The organism is Amycolatopsis sp. WAC 01375, from assembly GCF_003947325.1.
Classification (GTDB): domain Bacteria; phylum Actinomycetota; class Actinomycetes; order Mycobacteriales; family Pseudonocardiaceae; genus Amycolatopsis.
The window spans coordinates 37,994-57,436 of sequence record NZ_QHHW01000045.1; the positions used below are offsets into that span (position 1 = coordinate 37,994).

The 19,443-nt window shown below is 68.2% G+C and carries 23 protein-coding genes; 12 read left to right on the plus strand and 11 right to left on the minus strand.

Annotation, left to right across the window (positions count from 1 at the left end):
* Position 1: 1 nt before the first annotated feature.
* Complete coding sequence (locus DL991_RS31040) at positions 2-625, minus strand: heme-copper oxidase subunit III (RefSeq protein WP_125787912.1); 624 nt, start codon at positions 623-625, stop codon at positions 2-4.
* Between the two features lie 95 nt (positions 626-720).
* On the opposite strand from DL991_RS31040, the gene DL991_RS31045 reads away from it, so the two are divergent.
* The 3 genes from DL991_RS31045 (at position 721) to trpD (ending at position 2,814) form a co-directional block, all read left to right on the plus strand.
* A complete protein-coding gene (locus DL991_RS31045) occupies positions 721-1,137 on the plus strand; it encodes a hypothetical protein (RefSeq protein WP_125787913.1) in 417 nt (138 codons plus the stop codon).
* A 61-nt stretch (positions 1,138-1,198) separates the two neighbouring features.
* Positions 1,199-1,609, plus strand: a complete 411-nt coding sequence (locus DL991_RS31050; RefSeq protein WP_016336048.1) for a hypothetical protein — start codon at positions 1,199-1,201, stop codon at positions 1,607-1,609.
* 176 nt (positions 1,610-1,785) lie between these two features.
* Complete coding sequence (trpD, locus tag DL991_RS31055) at positions 1,786-2,814, plus strand: anthranilate phosphoribosyltransferase (RefSeq protein ID WP_199746800.1); 1,029 nt, start codon at positions 1,786-1,788, stop codon at positions 2,812-2,814.
* A gap of 129 nt (positions 2,815-2,943) precedes the next feature.
* Here the strand turns inward: trpD and DL991_RS31060 are convergent, their stop codons facing one another.
* Positions 2,944-3,909: a helix-turn-helix domain-containing protein gene (locus tag DL991_RS31060; protein WP_125787914.1), complete on the minus strand. Its 966-nt coding sequence runs from the start codon at positions 3,907-3,909 to the stop codon at positions 2,944-2,946.
* 52 nt (positions 3,910-3,961) lie between these two features.
* On the opposite strand from DL991_RS31060, the gene DL991_RS31065 reads away from it, so the two are divergent.
* Positions 3,962-4,360: a cupin domain-containing protein gene (locus DL991_RS31065; RefSeq protein WP_125787915.1), complete on the plus strand. Its 399-nt coding sequence runs from the start codon at positions 3,962-3,964 to the stop codon at positions 4,358-4,360.
* Positions 4,361-4,465: 105 nt separating this feature from the next.
* Here DL991_RS31065 and DL991_RS31070 read toward each other — a convergent pair whose 3' ends face one another.
* Positions 4,466-5,428 carry a GlxA family transcriptional regulator gene (locus DL991_RS31070; RefSeq protein WP_125787916.1) on the minus strand — a complete coding sequence of 321 codons (963 nt, stop codon included), beginning with the start codon at positions 5,426-5,428 and terminating at the stop codon, positions 4,466-4,468.
* Between the two features lie 82 nt (positions 5,429-5,510).
* On the opposite strand from DL991_RS31070, the gene DL991_RS31075 reads away from it, so the two are divergent.
* Positions 5,511-6,404 (plus strand): DMT family transporter, encoded by an 894-nt coding sequence (locus tag DL991_RS31075; protein ID WP_125787917.1) that lies wholly within the window; start codon positions 5,511-5,513, stop codon positions 6,402-6,404.
* Positions 6,405-6,627: 223 nt separating this feature from the next.
* On the opposite strand, the gene DL991_RS31080 is transcribed toward DL991_RS31075, so the two are convergent.
* Positions 6,628-7,047 carry a cytochrome c oxidase subunit 4 gene (locus DL991_RS31080; RefSeq protein WP_125787918.1) on the minus strand — a complete coding sequence of 140 codons (420 nt, stop codon included), beginning with the start codon at positions 7,045-7,047 and terminating at the stop codon, positions 6,628-6,630.
* A 40-nt stretch (positions 7,048-7,087) separates the two neighbouring features.
* Complete coding sequence (locus tag DL991_RS31085; protein WP_199746799.1) at positions 7,088-8,026, minus strand: cytochrome c oxidase subunit II; 939 nt, start codon at positions 8,024-8,026, stop codon at positions 7,088-7,090.
* A gap of 193 nt (positions 8,027-8,219) precedes the next feature.
* Between DL991_RS31085 and asnB the strand changes: the two genes are divergently transcribed.
* Entirely contained in the window at positions 8,220-10,154 is a 1,935-nt protein-coding gene (asnB, locus tag DL991_RS31090; protein WP_125787919.1) for an asparagine synthase (glutamine-hydrolyzing), read from the plus strand.
* Positions 10,155-10,210: 56 nt separating this feature from the next.
* Complete coding sequence (locus tag DL991_RS31095) at positions 10,211-10,864, plus strand: alpha/beta fold hydrolase (RefSeq protein ID WP_125787920.1); 654 nt, start codon at positions 10,211-10,213, stop codon at positions 10,862-10,864.
* A 504-nt stretch (positions 10,865-11,368) separates the two neighbouring features.
* On the opposite strand, the gene DL991_RS31100 is transcribed toward DL991_RS31095, so the two are convergent.
* Positions 11,369-12,358, minus strand: coding sequence for a carbohydrate kinase family protein (locus tag DL991_RS31100; protein ID WP_125787921.1), 990 nt, complete (start codon positions 12,356-12,358; stop codon positions 11,369-11,371).
* A 141-nt stretch (positions 12,359-12,499) separates the two neighbouring features.
* On the opposite strand from DL991_RS31100, the gene DL991_RS31105 reads away from it, so the two are divergent.
* Entirely contained in the window at positions 12,500-12,688 is a 189-nt protein-coding gene (locus DL991_RS31105; RefSeq protein ID WP_125787922.1) for a hypothetical protein, read from the plus strand.
* An 86-nt stretch (positions 12,689-12,774) separates the two neighbouring features.
* On the opposite strand, the gene DL991_RS31110 is transcribed toward DL991_RS31105, so the two are convergent.
* Positions 12,775-13,152, minus strand: a complete 378-nt coding sequence (locus DL991_RS31110) for an iron-sulfur cluster assembly accessory protein (RefSeq protein ID WP_125787923.1) — start codon at positions 13,150-13,152, stop codon at positions 12,775-12,777.
* Between the two features lie 143 nt (positions 13,153-13,295).
* Here DL991_RS31110 and DL991_RS31115 point away from each other — a divergent pair, with 143 nt between their 5' ends.
* Both DL991_RS31115 and DL991_RS31120 read left to right on the plus strand, forming a co-directional pair.
* Positions 13,296-13,952: a DUF3043 domain-containing protein gene (locus DL991_RS31115; protein WP_125787924.1), complete on the plus strand. Its 657-nt coding sequence runs from the start codon at positions 13,296-13,298 to the stop codon at positions 13,950-13,952.
* A 55-nt stretch (positions 13,953-14,007) separates the two neighbouring features.
* Positions 14,008-14,997 (plus strand): aldo/keto reductase family protein, encoded by a 990-nt coding sequence (locus tag DL991_RS31120; RefSeq protein ID WP_125787925.1) that lies wholly within the window; start codon positions 14,008-14,010, stop codon positions 14,995-14,997.
* Between the two features lie 62 nt (positions 14,998-15,059).
* Here DL991_RS31120 and DL991_RS31125 read toward each other — a convergent pair whose 3' ends face one another.
* The 3 genes from DL991_RS31125 to DL991_RS31135 are packed head-to-tail and all read right to left on the minus strand — an operon-like array spanning position 15,060 to position 16,877.
* Positions 15,060-15,287 (minus strand): hypothetical protein, encoded by a 228-nt coding sequence (locus DL991_RS31125; protein WP_039795309.1) that lies wholly within the window; start codon positions 15,285-15,287, stop codon positions 15,060-15,062.
* Complete coding sequence (locus DL991_RS31130; protein WP_125787926.1) at positions 15,280-16,131, minus strand: phosphoribosylaminoimidazolesuccinocarboxamide synthase; 852 nt, start codon at positions 16,129-16,131, stop codon at positions 15,280-15,282. Before DL991_RS31130 ends, DL991_RS31125 begins: the two co-directional genes overlap by 8 nt.
* Positions 16,128-16,877, minus strand: coding sequence for a GntR family transcriptional regulator (locus tag DL991_RS31135; protein ID WP_125787927.1), 750 nt, complete (start codon positions 16,875-16,877; stop codon positions 16,128-16,130). Before DL991_RS31135 ends, DL991_RS31130 begins: the two co-directional genes overlap by 4 nt.
* A gap of 170 nt (positions 16,878-17,047) precedes the next feature.
* On the opposite strand from DL991_RS31135, the gene DL991_RS31140 reads away from it, so the two are divergent.
* Complete coding sequence (locus DL991_RS31140; RefSeq protein ID WP_125787928.1) at positions 17,048-17,452, plus strand: hypothetical protein; 405 nt, start codon at positions 17,048-17,050, stop codon at positions 17,450-17,452.
* Here the strand turns inward: DL991_RS31140 and DL991_RS31145 are convergent.
* The gene (locus tag DL991_RS31145) at positions 17,449-18,117 is read right to left on the minus strand and encodes a 2-C-methyl-D-erythritol 4-phosphate cytidylyltransferase (RefSeq protein ID WP_125787966.1); all 669 of its coding nucleotides are present in this window, start codon (positions 18,115-18,117) and stop codon (positions 17,449-17,451) included. The two genes, DL991_RS31140 and DL991_RS31145, sit on opposite strands and share 4 nt — an antisense overlap.
* Positions 18,118-18,210: 93 nt before the next feature.
* On the opposite strand from DL991_RS31145, the gene cobT reads away from it, so the two are divergent.
* Positions 18,211-19,287, plus strand: a complete 1,077-nt coding sequence (cobT, locus tag DL991_RS31150) for a nicotinate-nucleotide--dimethylbenzimidazole phosphoribosyltransferase (protein ID WP_125787929.1) — start codon at positions 18,211-18,213, stop codon at positions 19,285-19,287.
* Positions 19,288-19,443 lie beyond the last annotated feature (156 nt).

The window sequence follows — 19,443 nt, forward strand, 5'->3', positions numbered from 1 at the left end:
TTCACGGAAGGATGTAGATCACCGCGAACAGGCCCACCCACACGATGTCGACGAAGTGCCAGTAGTACGACACGACGATCGCCGAGGTGGCCTGAGCCGGGGTGAACTTGCTCAGCTTGGTGCGGATGAGCAAGTACACGAACGCGATGAGCCCGCCGATGACGTGCAGGCCGTGGAACCCGGTCGCGAGGTAGAAGACCGTGCCGTACGCGCCGGACGGGATCGTCAGCCCCTCGTGGATCAGGTTGATGTATTCGTAACCCTGGCCGCCGACGAAGATCGCGCCCATGATCAACGTGATGATGTACCAGCGGCGGAGGCCGAACACATCACCCTTTTCGGCGGCGAACACACCGAACTGGCAGGTGAACGACGACGCCACGAGGATCACGGTGAACGGGATCGCCAGCGCGATGTTCAGGTGGAAGGGCTCACCGTGCAGCGGCGGCGGCCATTGGCCGGACGCGTTCTGCGCCTTCACGGTGAAGAACATGGCGAACAGTCCGGCGAAGAACATCAGTTCGCTGGACAGCCACACGATGGTGCCGACACTGACCATGTTCGGCCGGTTCAGCGAGTGGACCCGCTGGCTGATGGTGGGAGCTGCCGTTGTCACGCGTCGCATTATGTCCTCTCACGCACGGGGCCCGCCGGGTGGGTCCACGGCAAGTCGCGTGCGTGTCGGGTCACATCTGAACGAAAGTGGGAACAGGGCTACTCATGGGTTTACTAGATCGGCTTCGTGACCTGGTCAAGAAGCCGAAACTCCCAGGTCTGACCGTCGACACGCCCGGTGTGGAGATCGTCGCGGAGGCTTTCGATCCGGCCGAGGCGGATTCTTCGGTGCTGGCGAGATCACCCGCTTGGGTCGCCGATGCGCCCGCGATCCTGCGCCACCACTTGAAACTGCCGCCCGAAAAGGTGGCGGAGGCGACATCGATCCTCGCCCAGGACGGCTGGGAGCTGCGGGAACACGGGTCCGACGGCGGTTTCACCCTGACGCACGCGGTGCGCGTCCAGACCCTCGACGCGCTGCACTGCGCGCAAGAACGGTCACGGATGGCGGGCCTCGCGCAGCGGCTCGGCGGCGATTCGCTGGGCTGGGACGCACTCCAGCCGTCGGGGGCGGCCACGTGATGTCGGTCATGGCGGATAACATCGCGGGGTCGACATGACTAGACGAGGCGGAGGCGCGCTCATGGGCGAGCAGGCGATGCGGATCCTGGTGTTCAGCCACAAGGCGGAGGTGCGCGAGGCGATCATCAACGCCGTCGGCCGCAGGCCCGCCGCCGACCTCGGCCGGGTGGACTACACCGAGGCCTCCGGCATCTCCGAGGTCCTCGTCGAGATGGACGCGGGCAACGTGGACCTGGCCATCCTCGACGGCGAGGCGCAGCCGACGGGCGGCATCGGGCTGACCCGCCAGCTGAAGAACGAGATCGAGGATTGCCCCCCGATCGTGGTTTCGGTCCGGCGCAAGGACGACCGCTGGCTCGCGACCTGGTCGCAGGCCGACGCGGTGCTGGTCCACCCGCTCGACCCGCTGACCGCCGCCGAAACCGTCGCCGACGTGCTGCGCGCCCGCCGGGTGCCGGCCGTGCACGGCTGAGCCGATGAGCGCGGCCGCCAAGTGGTTGCCATCGGAAGTCCTTCGCGGGTATTCGGCGGATCCAGGTTTCCGCCGGGCGTGCGGCCGCGAGGTCCTCGTACCGGTGCTGTACTCGGATCTCGCGGCCCGTGCGTCCAGCGGGAAGCTGGGCCGTCGAGACCCCCGGAGGACTTCCGATGGTGACCACTAAGACCTGGCCGTCCCTGCTCAACCAGCTCATCGCGCGCGCGGATCTGTCCGAGGAGGACACCGCGTGGGCGATGGACCAGATCATGAGCGGGGCGGCGACGCCCTCCCAGATCGCCGGGTTCGCCGTCGCGCTGCGCGCGAAGGGCGAGACACCGGCGGAGATCTCCGGCATGGCCGACGCCATGCTGGCGCACGCCAAACGGGTGACGATCGACAGGCCGTCGGTGGACATCGTCGGCACCGGCGGCGACCGGTCCAATTCGGTCAACATCTCCACCATGGCCACGGTGGTGACGGCCGCGGCAGGCGCCCCGGTGGCCAAGCACGGCAACCGGAGCGCCTCGTCGAAGTCCGGCGCGGCCGACGTGCTGGAGGAACTGGGCGTCACCATCGACCTGCCGCCCGAGACCGTCCAGCGCAGCGTGAACGAACTGGGCATCGGCTTCTGCTTCGCGCCGAAGTTCCACCCCGCCCTGCGCCACGCCGGCCCGACGCGCGGCGAACTCGGCGTGCCGACGACGTTCAACCTGCTGGGCCCGCTCACCAACCCCGCGCAACCGCGCAGTTCGCTGATCGGCTGCGCGTACGCGGACAAGACCCGCGTGCTCGCCGAGGTGTTCGCGCGGCGCGGGATGACCGTGCTGCTCGTGCGCGGCGACGACGGGCTGGACGAGATCACGACCACGACCACGAGTTCGGTGTGGGTGGTCTCCGGCGGCGAGATCACCGAGCGGAGCTTCGACCCCGCGTCGCTGGGCATCGCCCGCGCGACCGCGGAGGACCTGCGCGGCGGCGACGCGGCGCACAACGCCGAGGTGTTCCGGCAGGTGATGGCCGGGAAGACCGGGCCGGTGCGGGACGCGGTACTGCTCAACTCGGCGGCCGCGCTGGCGGCCTTCGCCGGGTTCTCCGGATCGCTGGAAGACGATCTGGCCGCCGGGCTCGCGCGGGCGGCCTCGGCCGTCGATTCGGGCGCGGCGGCCGACCTGCTGAACCGGTGGATCGCCTTCGCCTGACAGGCCTCTCGCTCGACGGGAGACCGCGGTCAGCGAAGATCCTTGCGTTGACCACTCACGACGTGCAATGAAAGGCCCCTTCATTGCAAATTTTGCAATGAAGGAGCCTTTCATTGCACAGGCGACCGACTACGAAGCGGTACTGAACCGCGCCCGGTAAGCCGTAGGCGTCAGTCCCGTAGCCCGCCGAAGCTGCGTACGCAGGTTCGCAGCGGTACCGAACCCCGACGCCCGCGCCACCCGGTCCAGCCGCTGCTCCCCGCGCTCGATGAGCCGGCACGCCAGTGCGATCCGTTCGGTGGTGAGCCACGCCAGCGGCGTGGTCCCCAGTTCGGCACGGAAGCGCCGGTGCAGCGTCGCCTGGCTGGCGGCCGCCCGCGCGGCGAGGTCGGCGACGGTGAGCGGGTGGTCCAGCCGTTCGCGCGCCCAGGCGAGCACCGGCGCCAGCGAGGTGTCCGGCACCGGCGGCAGCGGACGTTCGATGAATTGCCGCTGGCCACCGTCGCGATGCCCGGCGAACACCAGCCGCCTGCTCACCGCGTTGGCGATCTCGGCGCCGTGGTCGCGGCTGATCAGATGCAGGCCCAGATCGAGCGCGGCCGCGCTGCCCGCGGCGGTCAGGACGTCGCCGTCGTCGACGAAGAGGACGTCCGGCTCCAGCAGCACTTCGGGATACAGCTCGCGGAAGAGTCCCGCCCACTTCCAGTGGGTCGTCGCACGCCGTCCGTCCAGCACGCCCGCCCGCGCGAGGGTGAAGGCGCCGGTGCAGAAGCTCACCAGCCGGGCTCCCCGCGCGGCCGCGTCGCGGATGGCCGTCAGCACCGGGTCCCGGACCGGGCTCTCCGGATCGGGCCGGTTGGGCACGATCACCGTGTCGGCGGCCTCCACGGCTTCGAGCCCGGCGATGCCGGTCAGCGTGAACATCCCCAGGTGCATGCGCACGGACGGCTCGGCGGCGCACAGCGTGAGGCCGTACCAGGGGCGATCCAGTTCCGGCCGCCGCAGGCCGAAGAGCTCGGTCGCGACCCCCATTTCGAAGGGGTTGGACCCCTCGTCCACCAGGACGGCGACCTTGTGCGAGAAATCATGCGACATATGCGATTCCTAGCACTCACCGCTCCGGCGGTCCAGCGGCCAGGATCGGATCATGAGCAAGCAACCGATCGATTTGAAGACCGCGCTGGCCGGATTCGACGAGATCTGGAGCCCGCGGATCGTCGCGCACGTCAACGACTACGACGTCCGCCTCGCCAAGGTCGCCGGCGAGCACGTCTGGCACGTCCACGAGAACACCGACGAGTTCTTTCTCGTCCTCGACGGCACTTTGGACATCTCGCTGCGCGAAAACACGGGTGAACGGGTCGTCACGCTCCCCCGCGGCTCCGTGTTCGTCGTCCCGCGCGGCACTTTCCACAAACCGTCCTCAGTGGACGGTGCGTCGCTGTTGCTGTTCGAACCGACCGGAACACTCACCGTCGGCGACCAGCACGACGAGGTCCCCGACCACGTCCATGTCACCGTAGGGCAGGAGATCTCCTTCTCTTGAGGGGTAAGGCAAAGGCGGCGTGGTCGGTGCCGTGGGTCGTGAGTGGCGATTCGGGTTCTAACCCGAATCGCCACTCACGACCACCTCGCGCCTGACCTCCTCCTTCTAGCCCGCGGAAAACGTCCGGCGGTAAGCACTCGGGCTGGTCCCGCGCAGCTTGCCGAACTGATGCCGCAGTGCCGCGGCGGAGGCGTATCCGCAGGCGACCGCGATGTCCTCAATGGACAGACGACCCTCCTCGAGAAGCGACTGCGCCCGATCGAGGCGGCGTTCGGTGAGCCACCGGTGCGGCGTCGTACCCGTGGCCGCCGAGAACCGGCGCAGGAACGTGCGCTCCCCCAACCCGCTGCGCCTGGCGAGTTCCGCGACGGTGAACGGCCGGTCCAGCCGCCGCTCGATCCATTCGAGCGCCTCGGCGAGCACGGTGTCGTCCGGCGCGGCGGTCTCGGGCACCGGCGCCTGCACGAACTGCGCCTGCCCGCCGACCCGGTGCGGCGCCGCGACCATCCGCCGCGCCAGCGTGGTGGCCGCGGCGACACCGCGCAGTTCCCGCACCAGATGCAGGCAAAGATCGACGGCGGCGACGGTTCCCGCGCTGGTGAGGACGCCACCGTCGTCGACGTACAACGCCTTCGGGTCGACCTTCGCGGTCGGGAAGCGCGACCGGAACTCCTGCTCGTAGACCCAATGGACGGTGCAGTTACGCCCGTCGAGAAGCCCCGCGTAGCCGAGCGAGAAGACGCCCGCGCAGAAGCCCGCCACCCAGGCGCCTCGGCTCGCCGCGTCGCGGAGGACCTCGAGCACCGGCTCCGGCGGGCTCGCGCTGCGCGGGGCGCAGGTCGGCACGATCAGCAGGTCCGCCGACGCCGCGAAGTCCAGGCTCTCCAAGCCATCGAGCCCGAAGCCGGACCAGCTCAGGACGTTCTCGCCGCCGGGCGAGCAGACCGCGAAATCCCAGCCCTCGATGCCGTCGGCGCTGCGATCGGTGCCGAAGACCTCGCACGCGACGCCGAGTTCGAACGGTGAGACCTGGTCGGCGAGCACCACCGCGACCTTCTTCACATCCATCCGCGCAGTGTGTCATAAGTTTTGCGGTCGATGTCATCTCTGACACTGGTTGAACGCGGACGCGAGGGCGAAAGTGGTCGGCATGAACAAGAACAACCCCCTGCTGCAGTGGACGGCCGCGATGGCGCTGTCCGGCACGATCGGCGCCGTCGTCCTCGAAAGCGGCGCCGACGCGCCCGCCGTCGCGTTCGCCAGGAGCCTGGTCGGCGGCCTCCTGCTCCTGGTGTGGAGCGCCGCCCGGGGCTGGCTCCGCCCGTGGACACTCAGCCGCCGCGACCTGCTGCTCGCCGTCCTCGGCGGGCTGTTCCTGGTCGGAAACTGGGTGTTGCTGTTCGCCTCGTACGCGCTGTCGTCGATCTCGGTCAGCACCGTCGTGTACCACACGCAGCCGCTGATGCTGGTCGGTCTCGCCGCCGCGTTCCTCGGCGAGAAGATGGCGAAGAGTCAGCTGGTCCGGGCGCTGATCGCGTTCGGCGGGGTGGCGCTCATCTCCCTGTCGGCGCACGGTGCCGACGGCGAACCGGTACGACTGGCGGGGATCGCGCTCGCCCTCGGCGCGGCCGCCCTCTACGCCGGCGCCTCGTTCATCGCGAAGCAGCTCAAGCACCTGCGCCCGCACGTCCTGGCGGCCGTCCAGCTGGTGACCGGGACGATCGTGCTCGCCCCCGCGCTGCTCGTCACGCCGCTGCCCACGGACACCTCGGGGCTGCTGTGGCTGGTCCTGCTCGGAACCGTGCACACCGCGCTGATGTACGTCCTGATGTACGCGAGCATCGGCAAGCTGCCGACCACGACGGTGGCGCTGCTGTCCTACGTCTATCCGGTGGTCGCGGTGGTGGTGGACGTCCTCGCCTACGGGCACCGGCCGACGTGGCCGGAGATCGCGGGGATGCTGGCCGTCCTGGCGGCGGCGCTGGCGCCGAAGCGAGCGGCCAAGCCCGAAGCGAAGGAACCGCCGCACCCCGCCCGCGTCTAGGCGCTGTCCTGTGAGTCTGTTCGATGGGCTTCGTGATCCAGGTGGTTCCTGGCGGTGCGGGCGGATCGGCCTCGTACCGGGTCGTACTCGGCCGCATCCGCCGTCAGGGACCACCTGGGCGCGAAGACCGCGAACATGACTTGCAGGACAGCGCCTAGTCCTCTGAACGCGAAAACGGCGCCCAGCTCCACCAGGGAGCGGGCGCCGTTTCGGCGTCAGAACGTCACTCGTGGTTCGGACCGGTGTGGTACTCGAACACCAGCCCGCCGATGGCGACGATCACCAGGCCCAGCGCGATGATGAGCAGCCAGATGTGGAAGAACGCGAGCGCGACACCGGTCAGCGCGGCGGCCGCCGCGAGACCGATCGGCCAGTAGCTGCCGGGGCTGAAGAAGCCCAGCTCGCCGGCGCCGTCGCTGATCTCGGCGTCTTCCCGGTCCTCCGGGCGCGGCTCGATGCGCCGCGCCACGAACTGCAGGTAGCTCCCGGCCAGGAAGGCCAGGCCACCGGTCAGGATCAGGGCCACCACACCGACCGGCTCGACGCCGTCCCGGGTCATCGTTCCGGTCATGTACGCGTAGATACCCGCCACGACGACGGAGAAGACCGCGACGAGGAAGAAAATCCGTCCTTCGACCTTCATGGACGTTGCCTCACTCCTGTTTCGGGCTCGAACAGCCGGGTCAGTTGGACGCGACCCGCGCGGTGCGGTCGGTGTTGAACGGGGTGGTGGTGACGGCGTAGGGCGAGCACAGGTCGCCGCAGTTCATCGCCGTCAGCGCCTCGGAAGCCGTGTTCGGCTTGCCGCTCTTCGGGTTCACCGTGCCACGGAGCTGGATGTACTGCGCGTACTTGTCCGGCGACAGCGCCCTGACCTCGAAGTTCATCCCCGAGTGGTAGGTGCCGCACAGTTCCGCGCAGCGGCCGACGAACGAACCTTCCTTGTCGATCGAGTTCTGGAAGGTGAAGTCCTGGTTGTTCTTCTCCGGATCCGGCATGACGTCCCGCTTGAAGTGGAACTCCGGCACCCAGAAGGAGTGGATGACGTCGGCCGACCGCAGGTTGTACTGGATCGTCTTGTTCGTCGGCAGGACGAGCAGCGGGATCTCGGTCGAGCTGCCGACCGTGGTGATCTCGGGGTCGTCGTGGTTCTTGGAGTCGCTCTTGTACTTGAACTCCCAGTTCCACTGGAACGCGACGATGTCGACCGTGACGTCCGGGTTGTCCGTCTCGGCGAGCACGCGGTTCTCGGTGGTCGCGGTGAAGAAGAACAGCACGCAGACCATGATCGTCGGGACGACGACAGTGAAGAGCTCCAGCGGGATGTTGTACTGGAACTGACGGGGCAGTTCCTCTTCCGCGCCGTCGGCGGTCTTCTTCTTGCGGTGGAAGATCGCGGTCCAGAAGATCAGCGCCCAGACGATGACACCGACGACCAGCGCGGCGACGACCGTCCACGTCCACAGGGTGCGCATGTCGTGCGCCTGCGGGGTCACCCCGACAGGCCAGCCGAAGCGGAGGATCTCGTCCCCGGAACAGCCCGTCGCGGTCAGCATCACCAGCGCGGCCAGCGCTGCGACGCGACCAGCCCGCTTAACCGGGATGCGCTCTGGATTTCCCACTGCGCCTTGCCCTTTCACCCAGAGCCTCCTCGACCGATCTTCTTGTTCACGCGGAGCCTAGCCGAGTTACGGGGCCGCGCTGACCAAGGGGTGACCCCAACACGCGTATCCCCCACCACATCCGGGGGTACACGCCCACCGGCATACTGGGCCCTTCTCCCCGCTCGGCCAACAAGAGGTGTGTGAACTAGACGTGTGCGGCCTGCTTGGACTGATCTGTTCGACCGAAGCCGACGCTGCGAGCGCCCGTGACGCCGTCGACGCGGCCATGCGCTGCCAGCGGCACCGCGGCCCCGACGAGCACGACACCTGGGCCGACGCCGAGGTGGTCTACGGCTTCAACCGGCTGGCCTTCATCGACGTCGACCACGCCCACCAGCCGCTGATCTGGGGCCCGCCGGAGGCTCCCGAGCGCTACACGCTGAACTTCAACGGCGAGATCTACAACTACAAGGAGCTGCGCGACGAGCTGGCCGCCGAGCACGGTGCGAAGTTCGCCACAGAGGGCGACGGCGAGGCGATCGTCGCGGCGTACCACTACCTCGGCGACGACGCGGTGAAGAAGCTGCGCGGCATGTTCGCCTTCATGATCTGGGACTCCCAGGAGAAGGTCGTCTTCGGCGCGCGCGACCCGTTCGGCATCAAGCCGCTGTTCTACTCCGCCGGCCCCGGCAAGGTCGCCTTCTCAAGCGAGAAGAAGAGCCTGCTGGAGCTTTCGAGCGTGCTCGGCGTCGAGGAGAAGCTGGACAAGACGGCCCTGCAGCACTACCTGGTGCTGCAGTACGTGCCGGAGCCCGAGACTCTGCACGCCGGGATCCGCCGCGTCGAGTCCGGCACGTCGTTCCGGCTGGTGCCGGGCGGCGACATCGAATTCACCCGCTACTTCCACCCGCAGTTCACCGCGAAGCCGGTCAACGGCCAGGCCGAAGCGGACGCGCTGTACGAGCGGATCGCCGACGTGATGCGCGACTCGGTCGGCAAGCACATGATCTCCGACCCGGACGTCACGGTCGGCGCGTTCCTCTCCGGCGGTATCGACTCGACCGCGACCGCGACGCTGGCGAAGGAGCACAACCCGAACCTCATCGCGTTCACCAGCGGCTTCGACCGCCAGGGCTACTCCGAGGTGGACGTCGCCGCCGAGACGGCCGCCGCGATCGGGGTGAAGCACGTGGTCCGGGTGGTGTCGGCCGAAGAGATGATGGAGGCGATGCCGCTGATCGTCTGGTATCTGGACGATCCGGTGGCCGACCCGGCGCTCGTACCGCTGTGGTTCATCGCCCGCGAAGCGCGTAAGCACGTCAAGGCCGTGCTGTCCGGCGAAGGCGCCGACGAGCTTTTCGGTGGCTACACCGTCTACAACGAGCCGATCTCGCTGGCGCCGTTCGAGAAGATCCCCGGCGGGGTGCGCAAGATCCTCGGAAAGGTCTCCACGAAGATCCCCGAGGGCACCCGCGGGAAGGATCTGCTGCGGCGGGGCGCGCTGCCGCTGGAGGACCGCTACTACGGCAACGCCCGCAACTTCCGCGACGAGCAGCTCCGGAAGGTGCTGCGCACCTACCAGGAAGGCGTCGGTTTCAAGGACGTCACCGCTCCCTGGTACCGGGTTTCCGAAGGCTGGGACCCGGTCGCGCGGATGCAGCACGTCGACCTGTTCACCTGGCTGCGCGGCGACATCCTGGTCAAGGCCGACAAGGTGACCATGGCGAACTCGCTGGAACTGCGCGTGCCGTTCCTCGACCCCGAGGTGTTCAAGGTCGCGGCGACCATCCCCGTCGACCAGAAGCTCACGCACGGGACCAGCAAGTACGCACTGCGCCAGGCGCTGGCGAAGATCATTCCCGGGCACGTGCTCAACCGGCGCAAGCTCGGCTTCCCGGTGCCGATCCGGCTGTGGCTGCGCGACGAGATGTACGACTGGGCCAAGGGCATCATCTCCGACTCCCGGACCGACGCGCTGATCGACAAGAAGGCCGCGCTGGCGCTGCTCGACGAGCACAAAGAGGGCCAGCACGACCGCAGCCGCCAGCTCTGGGCGCTGCTGATGTTCATGCTGTGGCACGGCATCTTCGTGGAGAACCGCATCAAGCCCGAGGTGCCGGAACCCGTCTACCCGGTGAAGCTCTAGTCACGACTTCGCGTGCCGGCCTTCACCGTTCGCGACGTGGAGGCCAGCATGGCGGGATGGACTTCGTCCTCGTTCATGGCACGTCGCAGAGCCCCGCGGGCTGGAACCGGGTGGCCAAGGTGCTCACCGCCGCCGGGCACCGCGCGATCGCCGTGGACCTGCTGACCCCGGCGGATCTGCCGATCGAGGGCTACGCGCAGCACGCGCGGGAGCAGTACGGCGGCGGACGGCCGGTCGTCGTGGCCCATTCCGGATCCGGCGTGCTGCTTCCCGCGATCGCCGAAGCGCTCGGCGCGCGGGCGATGGTGTGGGTCGCCGCCTACATCCCCGATTTCGCGGGCGGGAAGAGCCTGCGAGACGAGGCCAGGACCGCACTCGAACCGGACTGGATCGGCGTCGACCCGACGGCCGACCCCGCGAAGGCGGCCGAGTTCCTCTTCCACGACTGCGATCCCGAGACCGAACGGCTGGCGCTGGAAAGCCTGCGACTGTTCAGCCCCGCCGTTCTCGCGACGCATCCCGCCGGGCCCGCGCCGGAGATCCCGTCGACGGTGATCGTCCCCACCCGGGACCGCACCCTGAAACCGGAGTGGATGCGCCGGGCCGCCCGGGACCGGCTCGGCGTGACCGCGATCGAGATCGACGCCGGGCACTGCCCCCACGTTTCGCGGCCCGCGGAAATCGCCGCCATCCTGACCCGACGCGTGTAGACCTCGGCCGCCTGCCAGGGCGAACACGCGTGACGGAAGACCGAACTCACGTGATCGGGGACGGAACTCGCCGCACCACGTGAGATCCGGCCTGAAACACACGAAATCCGGCTCCAGACACACGTGCCGCCGGATCCCGGCACGCTCACGAGCCTGGGAAGACACCCCAAGTGTATGAAGGGGCCCTTCGCTGCATCCGCTTGAGGGGTTATTGACGGGCAGGGCAAAGGTGACAGGTTGCGAAAGCCACTTTGGCAACGTTCAACGTTGCGAAAGTGGCTTTCGCAACGTTGGGGCAGGGGTGTGGTAGCGAAGAGGGGGTCTTCGCTACCACAGGTGCCGTCGCTGAAACCCATGGTCGAGATGCGTCGTGAAAGCCACTTTCGCGACGCCTGAGGTCCCGAAAGTGGCTTTCGCGATAGGCCAGCAAGTCCGTGAAGGCCTCCTTGAGGGACTCTGGGTCCCTCAAGGAGGCCTTCACGGACCTTCAAGCCAGGCTCAAGCTCACTCCGGCAGGATCGCCGCGATCTCCTCGGCGGACTCCGGGCCGAAGGCGTCCTTGAGGCGGCCCAGGACGTCAGCGCGGTCGAACGACCATTCCTGCGTGCCCACGGTTTCCAGCACCAGCACGGCGATCAGCGAGCCCAGCTGCGCCGAACGCTCCAGGCTGAGGCCGCCGTCGATACCGGCGATGAACCCGGCGCGGAAGCCGTCGCCGACGCCGGTCGGGTCGACCTTGCCGCGTTCCGGGACGGCGCCGATCTGCAGCGCGAGGCCGTCCTTGCCGATGATCTCGACGCCCTTCTCCCCGAGCGTCGTGATCCGCATGCCGACTCGGTCGAGGACGTCGGCCTCGGACCAGCCGGTCTTCTGGAGCAGCAGTTCCCATTCGTAGTCGTTGCTGAACAGGTACTTCGCGCCCTCGACGAAGGAACGCACCTGCGCGCCGTCCATCCGCGCCAGCTGTTGCGAGGGGTCGACGGCGAAGGTGTAGCCGCGCTGGCGGCATTCCTCGGCGTGCCGGACCATGCCTTCTGGGTCGTCCGGGCTGATCAGCACGAGCGACAGTTCACCGGCGTGCGCGGCGACGGGCGCCAGTTCGATGTTGCGGGATTCGGACATCGCACCGGCGTAGAAGGTGGCGATCTGGCAGAGGTCCTCGTCGGTGGTGCAGACGAAGCGGGCGGTGTGCGCGACCTCGGAGACCAGCACGCCGGCGGTGTCGACGCCGTGCCGTTCGAGCCACGAGCGGTAGTCGGCGAAGTCGGAGCCCACCGCGCCGACCAGGATGGGGCGCTTGCCGAGCACGCCGAGACCGAAGGCGATGTTCGCGCCGATCCCACCCCGCCGGACGACGAGATCATCGGCCAGGAAGCTCAGGGACACCCGGTGCAGCTGCTCGGCGATGAGCTGCTCGGCGAACCTGCCCGGGAAGTGCATGAGGTGATCGGTTGCGATACTGCCGGATACTGCGATCCTGGCGCTGTCTGCCACCGGTTCTCCTTGATCGGTCGGCCTCGCCGAGGCGAGGACGGCTAAGTTACCCGCAGGTCATGCCCCATACGGGTTGCTTCGAGCACGGCCATCAACACTACCGGTTGGTAGTGGTGTCCTACTCCACCATGAGTCATTAACTTGTCGTTCGTGACCACTTCCGCGTATCAGCTCGAGCCCGAATCGATCGGCGAACTCATCGCCGACTGTGCCGGTATCCCGTCGTCCCTCCAGGCCGAGAACCTGCCGCTGCCCCGGCAGATCGCCCCGCCGTGGACCGTGGACGAGCGGTGCCTCGCCCAGGTCGCCGATCTGGACGCCTACGTCTGATCCCGCTGCGGCGTGAAGAGCCGCGGGCATGAAGAAGGGCCGCGACCTGGGTGAGGTTCGCGGCCCTTCTTCATGCCCGACGTGCGTCAGTGGAAGCTGTCGCCGCAGGCGCAGCTGCCGGTCGCGTTGGGGTTGTCGATCGTGAAGCCCTGCTTCTCGATCGAGTCGACGAAGTCGATCACGGCGCTCGTCACGTACGGCGCGCTCATCCGGTCGACGGCGACGCGGAGCCCGTCGAAGTCACGGAACAGGTCGCCGTCGAGCGTGCGCTCGTCGAAGAACAGCTGGTAACGGAGGCCGGCGCACCCACCGGGCTGGACGGCGATGCGCAGGTGCATGTCGTCGCGACCCTCCTGCTCGAGCAGGGCCTTCGCCTTGACGGCGGCGGAGTCGGTCAACGTGACGCCGTGGGTCTCCTCGGCGGTTTCGGCCTGAGCTGCGGCTGCCTGCTCAGCGGTCGTCATGGTTCTCCCTCTGGTCGAACTCGCTGCGGGTACTCGTCTTGCACATGGTCCAACACGTCGGAGTCCCGATCTGTTCCCCTCCATGGTGACATATCGCTCGGCCTGGTGCGTGGCACCGTGACGCCCGCGACTACCCTGGTGGGGTGAGGTTCCTGCGCCGTAGCACCACAGACTCCGCCACGACGGACACCGAGACGCCCGGTAACGAGGCCGTCGAGGTCCAGGCCAAGGCGTACACGCCCGGAAAGGGCAAGGCCACACCCAAGCGGCGTGAGGCCGAGGCCAAGCGCCGCGGCCCGGTGGCGCCCCCGCCGACCACCATGCGGGAGGCGATGAAGCGGAACAAGGAACTCCGCAAGTCCGCGAAGGCCGACCCGGAGTACAAGGCGAAGCAGCGCAACGCCGCCAAGGAACGCCGCGAGCGGATGATGGCGGGCGAGGACAAGTACCTGCTCCCCCGCGACCGCGGCCCGGTCAAGGCGTACATCCGCGACCTGGTCGACTCGCGGCGCAACCTGCTCGGCCTGTTCATGCCGCTGGCGATCCTGGTGTTCGTCGCGCTGATCCTGCCGTACCCCGAGGTGCAGCGGTACGCGACGCTGCTGTGCACCGTGATGCTGCTCGGCATGATCGTCGAGGGTTTCCTGAGCGGGCGCCGGATCGCGAAGATGGTCCGCCTGAAGTTCCCGGACGAGACGGTCAAGGGCACCTCCGTCGGCTGGTACTCGTTCATCCGGGCCAGCCAGATCCGCAAGCTGCGGGTCCCCAAGCCGCGAGTGAAGCCCGGCGACAAGGTCTGATCAGGCGAAACCCAGGTCGTTAGCCTGCCTAACGGCCTGGGGTAGAGTCGCGCCCATGGAGTTTCGACGACTGGGCCGCAGCGGCCTCAATGTCAGTGAGATCTCGTACGGCAACTGGCTCACCCACGGGTCCCAGGTGGAGGAGGACCAGGCCCAGTCCTGCATCAAGGCGGCGCTCGACGTCGGCATCACGACCTTCGACACGGCCGACGCGTATGCGAACACGGCCGCCGAATCGGTGCTCGGCCGCGGACTGAAGGGCCTGCGCCGCGAAAGCCTGGAGATCTTCACCAAGGTCTACTGGCCGACCGGCCCGAAGGGTCCCAACGACCAGGGCCTCGGCCGCAAGCACATCATCGAGTCGGCGAACGCTTCGCTGAAGCGCCTCGACACCGACTACGTCGACCTCTACCAGGCGCACCGGTTCGACCGGACCGTCCCGCTCGAAGAGACCTTCCTCGCCTTCGCCGACCTGGTCCGCCAGGGCAAGGTGCTCTACGTCGGCGTCTCCGAGTGGACCGCCGAGCAGATCACCCAGGGCGCGGCGATCGCCCGCGAGCTGAAGGTGCCCCTCATCTCGAACCAGCCGCAGTACAACGCGCTGTGGCGGGTCATCGAGGCCCAGGTCATCCCGGCTTCCGAGCGTGAGGGCCTCAGCCAGATCGTCTGGTCGCCGATCGCGCAGGGCGTGCTCACCGGCAAGTACAAGCCCGGTCAGCCGCTGCCCGAGGGCTCCCGCGCGACCGACGACAAGGGCGGCGCCAACATGGTCGCCCGTTTCCTCAACGACGACGTCCTCGAGCGCGTCCAGCGGCTTCAGCCGATCGCGGACAAGGCGGGCCTGACGATGGCCCAGCTGTCCGTGGCGTGGGTGCTGCAGAACCCGAACGTCGCCTCGGCCATCATCGGGGCCTCGCGGCCGGAGCAGGTGCACGAGAACGTCAAGGCGGCCGGCGTGAAGCTGGACGCGGATCTGCTCGCCGCGATCGACGAGGCCCTCGACGGCGTCACCGAGACCGACCCGACGCTGACCCGCTCCCCCTGATCCCCCCGCAATTAGTCACCTACTTGCGCACGCTTTTCCGCGCAAGTAGGTGACTAATTGCGTCAGTCGCCGTGCACCCGGGACTGGTACGCGATCTGACCGTCGAGGTCGAGGGCGTCGCCGGGGGCGCGCAAGGGATCGATTCCCAAGCCCCGCAACAACCTGCTCGCGCCGGCGACCCGGTCACCGGTCCGGCCGTCGAGCCGCTCCGGCCGGTGGCCGCGCTGGATCAGCAGGCCCTCGACGTCGTCGATCAGCCGGTACGGGTCGTAGACCTGCTGTTCAGGCATGACCACCACCGGGAATCCAGGTCTTCCCGGTGATCCGTTCGTAGACCTCGGTGTAGCGCTTGCGGGTCGCCTCGACGATCTCGTCCGGGATGGCGGGACCGGGCGGTGTCTTGTCCCAGCCGGTGGTCGTGGACCAGTCGCGGACGAACTGCTTGTCGAACGCGTGCTGCGTCCGTCCGGGCTCGTAGTCGTCGGCGGGCCAGAAACGCGACGAGTCCGAAGTGAGGACCTCGTCCCCGAGTGTCAGTACGCCGTCGGCGTCGAAGCCGAATTCGATCTTGGTGTCGGCGATGATGATGCCGTTCTTCGCCGCGTGCTCCGCGCCCTTGGTATAGACCTCGAGTGTCAGGTCGCGGATGCGGTCCGCGGTCTCCCTGCCGATGTCGTTCACGACGTCGGCGAAGGTCATGAACTCGTCGTGGCCGGTGTCGGAGATCTTCGTGGTGGGCGTGAAGATCGGCTCGGGCAGCTTGTCGGCCTCGACGAGACCGGCGGGCAGTTCGACCCCGGAGACCTTGCCGTCACGCTGGTATTCGCGCATTCCGAGACCGGTGAGATAGCCGCGCGCGATGCATTCGACCTGGATCATCTTCAGTGGCTTGCAGCGCGTGGCGCGCCCGGCGAATTCGGCGGGGACGTCGGTCGTGGAGAGAACGTGGTTCGGCACCACGTCGGCCAGCTTTTCGAACCACCAGGCGGAAAGCTGGTTCAGCAGGGCGCCCTTGTCCGGGATCGGGGTCGGCAGCGAGACGTCGTAGACCGAAACGCGATCCGACGCGACGAGCAGAATGTCGCCGTCGATTTCGTAAAGGTCCCGGACCTTACCCGCGTGAATGTGCTTCATGCCCCGTCCTCGATGTTGTATTCGTAAAAAATCCAGTGGTCCGGCAAGGCCGCCGATTCGCCGTACTCGAGTACGTCACCCTCGGCGGACAAGAACCTGTTGCGACTCAACAGAATCGCCGAACCTTCGGCCACGCCGAGTTCCGCCGCCTCCTCGGCACCCGCCAGCCCCGCGGCGTGCTGAGAATGAGTCGAAGCCAGAACGCGACCTGTCCGGTCCGCCACGTATTTGACCGTGCCTTCGACGATCCGCACCGGCTCGAACAGCAAAGGAGCCTTCGCCGCGACAGCGCCGTCGAACCACGAGACCGACGTCGACACCGGCCGGCCTTCGCCCGCATACGTGGTCCGTCGCCGACGGATCACCGGAGTACCTTCATCGATTCCGAGCGCGCCCGCCACCCGGTCCGGTGCGGGCAGAAGGCCTGCTTCGCGGATTTTCGCGTAGTGGCCCGATGGATAGACCTTGCCGGTTCGCGCGATCGAGATCGTCCGATCGTGCGCGGAGTGGTGCAGCGCCCTGGTCTGCACCACTGTCCCGATGCCGCGTTTCGCGCGGACCAGACCTTCGGCGCGGAGCGTCGAGAGCACCTTCATCGCCGTCGCCATCGCGACGTTCCAGTTCCTGGCGATCTCTCGCGCGGACGGGACCGTGTCGCCTTCCTTGAGCCTGCCCGAAACGATGTCGTCGCGAATGCTTCCCGCGATCTGGAGATACGGCGGTTCGGGTCGATCGACGGCGGGCAAGGTGACTCCTCACAAGGTCGCGCGGTGCGCACAAGCGTTCTAGCACACCAATGGGCGAGCACCAAGGATCCTGCTCACACCCCATTATTACGTACTAGTACACATTCTGGACGGTGCTCTAGTACACCTGTTACTCTCCGCAGAGTTCCCGAAACCCGTTAGGGGGCTCGATGAACCACCTGAGCATCGACGAACTGCTCGAAGAGCTTCGAAGACGCCGGTGGGTCGTCTACATCTTCGGTCCCCGGGAGGAACCGGAGGTCTGTGCCGCGGTGTTCCAGTGGGACACCTGCGCCGACGTCCTCATCCTCCGCGGCGAGGAACGGGCGAGCGCCTTCCGCGTCACCACCCTCGCCGACACGGACGTCTTCCGGCCTGCACTCGTCTCCTGGCAGTACCACTCGACGGCCGACTGGACCCTGCGCGCGGTGCTCACGATCCCGGCTCCCGGCGACGCCGCCGCGCCGATCCAGTTGCTGCAACCACATCCGGACTGCGTGATCCCGATGGAGGCGCGCCGGCCGGTCGCCGTCCTGCCCGCCATACCGACCAAGGCCGACCAGGGAGATCCCTAACCTCGGCCGATCACCTGCTCGGCGACAACGAGGTCGTGCGGGTAGGTGATCTTGAGGTTCTCCGCGCTGCCCGGAACCCACCGCACCGGCAGCGCGGAGAACCTTTCCATGCACGAAGACGTGTCCGTGCCGACGAAACCCTCACGCTCGGCCGTTTCGTACGCCTCGAGCAACGGGGCGGCGCGGAAACCCTGCGGTGTCTGCACGCGGATCGCGCCGGGCAGCGCGCCGGAAACGGTGTCGCCGTCCACGCGCACGATGTCGTCGGCCGCGACCCCGGGCACCGCTCCCCCGTACCGCCGGGTGTCGGCGAGGACGTCCGCGATCAGTTCCGGGGTGACGAGCGGACGGGCCGCGTCGTGCAGCAGTACCGAGTCGATCTCGCCGCTCTCGATACGGGAAGTCAAGTGGCGCAAGGCGTTCAGCTCCGAACCCTGGCGCGTCGCGCCGCCGTGGACGAGTTCGACCTCGCCCGGATGCGCGGCGAGCACCTCCCGCGCGAGTTCGGTGTCCTGCGGCCGGATGACCAGTACGAGCACGTCGATACCGGGCACGCGGGCGAAGGCGTCGAGAGACCACGCGACGACCCGTTTGCCCGCAACCGGCAGGTACACCTTGTTGAGCTTGGCGCCGACCCGGGTGCCCGCTCCGCTCGCGAGCACCACCCCGGCGGCCTTCGTTTGAGCCACAGGCAACTCTGGCACAGGCGGGTGGGTAGGTTGGGCGCGGCCACCGAAGCGATCCGAAGGGGCAGGGCGTTGGACGACGATATCCTCGAGTTCGCCGAAGTCGAGCAGCCTGATGAACACGCGCGCTCGGCGGCGATCGCCCTGCACTCGAAACTGATCAAACCGGCCGGGTCACTGGGCAGGCTCGAAGACCTGGGCGTGTGGGTCGCGGCCTGCCAGGGGCAGTCGCCGCCGCGTCCGTTCACCCGGCCACGGGTCGTGGTGTTCGCCGGAGACCACGGCATCGCCGCGAAGGGCGTCTCGGCGTACCCGGGCGAGGTCACCGCGCAGCTCGTCGGCAGCATGCTGACCGGAGGCGCGGCCATCAACGTGCTGGCGGCCTCGGCGGGCGCCAGCGTCCGCGTCGTCGACATGGCCGTCGACAGCGACGCCCCCGCCACGCGGTCGATCGGCGAGTTCAAGGTGCGGCGCGGGTCCGGCTCGATCGACGTCGAGGACGCGCTGACCGACGAGGAGGCGCGTGCCGCCGTCCGCGCGGGCCGGGCGATCGCCGACGCCGAGGTCGACGGCGGGGCCGATCTGCTCATCGCGGGCGACCTCGGGATCGGGAACAGCACCCCCGCCTCGGTACTGGTCGCGGCGCTGACCGGCAGCGAACCGGTGGCCGTCGTCGGCCGCGGCTCTGGTATCGACGACAACGCCTGGATGCGCAAGGCCGCGGCCGTCCGTGACGCGCTGCGGCGGGCGAGGACCGTGCTGGCCGACCCGGTCGCGCTGCTGCGCACCGCCGCCGGCGCCGACATCGCCGCGATGGCGGGATTCCTCGCGCAGGCTTCGCTCCGGAAGACGCCCGTGATCCTGGACGGCCTGGTGGCCTCCGCGGCCGCGCTGGTCGCCGAGGAACTCGTCCCCGGCGCCCGGCAGTGGTGGGCCGCCGGTCAGCGCGGCGGCGAACCCGCGCACGCGCTGGCGCTGGAGCACCTCGACCTGGAGCCGATCCTCGATCTGGACGTGCGCCTCGGCGAGGGGACGGGCGCGGTCGCGGCGCTGCCGCTGGTGTTCATGGCGACGCGGGTGCTCGCGGAGATGGCCACGCACGAGCAGGCCGGGGTGAGCGGGCCGCTGATCGAGGCCCCCGCCACCTGACGCTCTTCACGCCGCCGGGCCCACTCCGGGCTGCAATGAAGGACGCTTTCATAGCAAAATTTGCAATGAAAGCGTCCTTCATAGCATCGGCCGGGGCCGGGCGTGGCACAGGAAGGCATAAGTCCGTGAAGGAGGCCTTCACGGACTCGCCGGCCG